The 3,881-nt window shown below is 72.1% G+C and carries 4 protein-coding genes; all 4 read left to right on the plus strand.

The window, feature by feature from the left end:
- Nucleotides 1-937 (plus strand): SIS domain-containing protein (locus tag JHD21_RS18665; RefSeq protein ID WP_292678267.1); only part of this gene is annotated, 937 nt, incomplete at its 5' end.
- A 32-nt stretch (nucleotides 938-969) separates the two neighbouring features.
- Nucleotides 970-2,067, plus strand: coding sequence for an acyltransferase family protein (locus JHD21_RS18670; RefSeq protein ID WP_292678269.1), 1,098 nt, complete (start codon nucleotides 970-972; stop codon nucleotides 2,065-2,067).
- Nucleotides 2,064-3,023, plus strand: coding sequence for a DUF808 domain-containing protein (locus tag JHD21_RS18675; protein WP_292678271.1), 960 nt, complete (start codon nucleotides 2,064-2,066; stop codon nucleotides 3,021-3,023). The genes JHD21_RS18670 and JHD21_RS18675 overlap by 4 nt, the downstream gene beginning before the upstream one ends.
- Nucleotides 3,024-3,161: 138 nt before the next feature.
- Nucleotides 3,162-3,881, plus strand: a 720-nt coding sequence (locus JHD21_RS18680) for an adenosylhomocysteinase (protein WP_292678273.1), incomplete at its 3' end; no start/stop codon positions are given.

The following is a 3,881-nucleotide window of genomic DNA, read 5'->3' on the forward strand; positions in this document are numbered from 1 at the left end:
GGCGAGCGAGGCGGCGACCGCCATCGCCGACGCCGTCGAGCGCGGCCGTGAGCTGGCCCGACCGCGCGCGGTCATCGCCGCCGGGCCGGACTCTCGGCTGCTGCGCGCGGTGCTCGAGCCGTGGTGCCCGGTCCCGTTCGTGGCCTGGCCCAACCCGGCCCTGCCCGGCTGGGCGGGGAGCCTCGACCTGGTCGTCGTCCTGGCGCCGGACGGCTCCGACGTCGGGACCGCCTCCGCCGTCGCCGAGGGCGTCCGCCGGGGCTGCCAGGTCGTGGTGGCCTGCCCCCCGAGCTCGATGGTCGCCGAGCACGCCGCGGGCCGCTGGAGCACGATCCTGCCCACCGAGGCCGGCGACCCGCTCGCCACCGCGGTCGTGATGCTGTCCTATCTCGACCAGGTGTCGCTCGGGCCCGCGGCGGACGCGGAACAGGTCGCGCAGGCGCTCGACGACGTCGCCATCGCCAGCTCCCCGCACCGGGACCTGGCCGTCAACCCGGCCAAGATGCTCGCCATCGCCCTGGCCGACACCAACCCGCTGGTCTGGGGTGGGTCGGTGCTCGCCGCGCGGGCCGCCCGCAGGGTCGCCGAGTCGGTCCGCCGGGCCAGCGGGCGAACCGCCCTGGCCGGTGACGCCGAGCACCTGTTGCCGGTCATCGAGGCCGCCCGCCCGCGGGACGTCTTCGACGACCCCTTCGCCGACAGCCTCGGCAGTCCGTCCGAGCTGCGGCCGATGCTCCTCGTGCTGGACGACGGCGCCGAGGAGCCCGTGGTGCGCGAGCAGCGCGGCCGCCTCCAGGCGGCCGCGGCGGCGCGCGGCGTACGGGTCGAGACCGTGGTGGCCGAGGCGCCCACCGAGGTCGCCCGCTACGCGTCGCTGCTGCTGAGCGGCACCTACGCCGCGGCCTACCTCGGGATCGGGCTCGTCGAGGAGGGTTGAGGGTCCGCTCGGGCGGGTAGTACCCCGCCGTGGTGAGAGATCCGTGGCTCGACAACGCCAAGATGGCGCTGGTGACCCTCGTGGTCCTCGGCCACGCCTGGACGCTGCTTCCGCAGGGCGCCGTCAACGAGGTCCTCTACGACGCCCTCTACGCCTGGCACGTCCCGGCCTTCGTGTTCGTCACCGGCTACCTGTCCCGGTCGTTCGCCTACACCTCGACCCGGATGCGCCAGCTCCTGAGCACCGTCGTCGTGCCCTACCTCATCTTCGAGGGCCTGCTCGCCCTGTTCCGGGTGCATGTCGGCGGAGAGAACCTCGAGCGGCTGTTCCAGAACCCGCACTGGCCCATGTGGTACCTCGCCGCCCTCTTCTTCTGGCGGCTGCTGACGCCGCCGTTCCGCCGGCTGCCCGCCGGGGTCGCCGTGGCGGTCGCGGTGGCCACCAGCCTGGTCGCCGGGGTGTGGGCGGGGGACACCTTCGACGCCGCCCGGGTCCTCGGTCTGCTGCCGTTCTTCGTGCTCGGCCTGCACGCGACCCCGGAGCGGCTGGCCGCGGTCTTCGACGCCGGGCGACGCCGCTGGGCGGTGGTCGCGCTGCTCGCGATCGGCGTCCTCGCCATCTGGACCGACCGGCTGGCGACCACCGAGTGGCTCTACTACCGGGCCCGGTACGCCGAGCTCGACGTCAGCGACACCCGAGCCCTGCTGACCCGTGCCGGCGTGATGGCCGTGGGCCTGGTCGGCGCCTGGGCGTTCCTCACCCTCGTGCCCCGGGTCGGCGGCTGGTTCACCCGGATGGGCGCCTTCACGCTGGTCGTCTACCTGGTCCACGGCTTCTTCGTGCTCGGTGCCGAGTACGCCGGCGTGCCCACCTGGGCGGGGGCGCACCCGGTGCTCGGCTTCGTCACCGTCAGCGCCGCGGCTGTCGGTCTCGCCCTGCTGCTCGCGTGGCGGCCGCTCGCGTCCCGGCTGCAGCACCTCGTCGACCCGTTCGCCCTGGCCGAGCGCGAGGTCCGCAAGGCCGTCGACGTGACGGTCGCCCAGCAGGACGTCGGGGTGGGCCAGCACTTCGACGAGGAGGTGCCCGCTAACCTTCCCGCCATGGCCGGGACGCAGGAGACGAGGCAGTGAGCGCAGGCCTCTTCGGCCTGCTGGACGACATCGCCGCCCTCGCGCGACTCGCCGCCGCCTCGGTCGACGACGTCGGCGCGGCAGCCGGCCGGGCCAGTGCCAAGGCCGCCGGGGTCGTGGTCGACGACACGGCCGTCACCCCGCAGTACGTCCAGAACGTCGCCGCCAAGCGCGAGCTGCCGATCATCTGGAGGATCGCCCGCGGGTCGTTCCGCAACAAGCTCCTGTTCATCCTCCCGGCGGCCCTGGTGCTCAGCCAGTGGTTCGACTGGGCCCTGACACCGCTGCTCATGTGCGGCGGCACCTACCTCTGCTACGAGGGGGCCCACAAGGTCTGGGGCCGGATCCGTGGCCACGAGGAGCACGCGCCGGTCGCGACCGAGAGCGGCGAGCTCGGCGCGGAGCACGAGAGCTCGATGGTGTCGGGCGCGATCCGCACCGACTTCATCCTGTCGGCGGAGATCATGGTCATCGCCCTCAACGAGGTGGCCGGCGAGTCCTTCCTGCCCCGCGCGATCATCCTGGCCGTCGTCGCGGTCGGCATCACCGCGCTGGTCTACGGCGTGGTCGCACTGATCGTGAAGATGGACGACGTGGGCCTGGCGCTCAGCCAGCGCAAGTCCGAGCTCGCGCAGCGGGTCGGGGTCGCCATGGTCAAAGCCATGCCCGGCCTGCTGAGCGTCATCTCGACCGTCGGCGTCGCCGCCATGCTGTGGGTCGGTGGCCACATCATCCTGGTGGGACTGGACGACCTCGGCTGGCACTGGCTCTACGACGTGGTCCACCACTGGGAGGAGGACGTCGACCACTGGTTCGACGGGAGCCTCGCGGCGATCGGCGGGGCCGCGGCCTGGCTCGTCAACACCCTGGCCTCGGCGGTCCTCGGCCTCCTGGTGGGCGCCGTGGCGCTCGTGGTGATGCACCTGGTCCCCGGTCGGGCCAAGGCCCAGCACTGACCCAGGCACGCGGGTTGCCGAGGATTCCTGATCCCGGCGGCCGACGTCCTACGCTCTTCCGGTCAGCGTGGGGAGATCCCGTCAACGTGCAGATGCGCGACGCAGACCTGACGCCACCGTCACAAGGAGACTTACCAGATGGACTTCAAGGTCGCCGACCTCACCCTGGCCGACTACGGCCGCACCGAGATCTCTCTCGCCGAGCACGAGATGCCCGGCCTGATGGCCATGCGTGAGCGCTACGGCGACTCCAAGCCGCTCGCCGGGGCCCGGATCGCCGGCTCCCTGCACATGACCATCCAGACCGCCGTCCTCATCGAGACGCTGGTCGCCCTGGGCGCCGAGGTCCGCTGGGCCTCCTGCAACATCTTCTCGACCCAGGACCACGCGGCCGCGGCCGTCGCCGTCGGCCCCGACGGCACCGCCGAGAACCCCGCCGGCGTTCCCGTCTTCGCCTGGAAGGGCGAGACGCTGGAGGAGTACTGGTGGTGCACCCAGCAGATCCTCATGTGGCCCGACGCCGCCGACGGCTCGAAGCGGTTCGCCAACATGATCCTCGACGACGGCGGCGACGCCACCCTGCTCGTCCACCTCGGTGTCGAGATGGAGAAGACCGGGGTCGCGCCGGACCCGGCCACGGCGAAGAGCCACGAGCAGAAGATCATCTTCGACGTCCTCAACGCCTCCCTGGCCGAGACCAACGAGCGCTGGACCCCCATCGCCGGTGAGATCAAGGGCGTCACCGAGGAGACCACGACCGGCGTGCTCCGCCTCTACGACATGATGAAGGAAGGCTCGCTGCTCTTCCCGGCCATCAACGTCAACGACTCGGTCACCAAGTCCAAGTTCGACAACAAG

It is taken from the genome of Nocardioides sp., assembly GCF_016462705.1.
In the GTDB taxonomy this organism is placed as follows: Bacteria; Actinomycetota; Actinomycetes; order Propionibacteriales; family Nocardioidaceae; genus Nocardioides.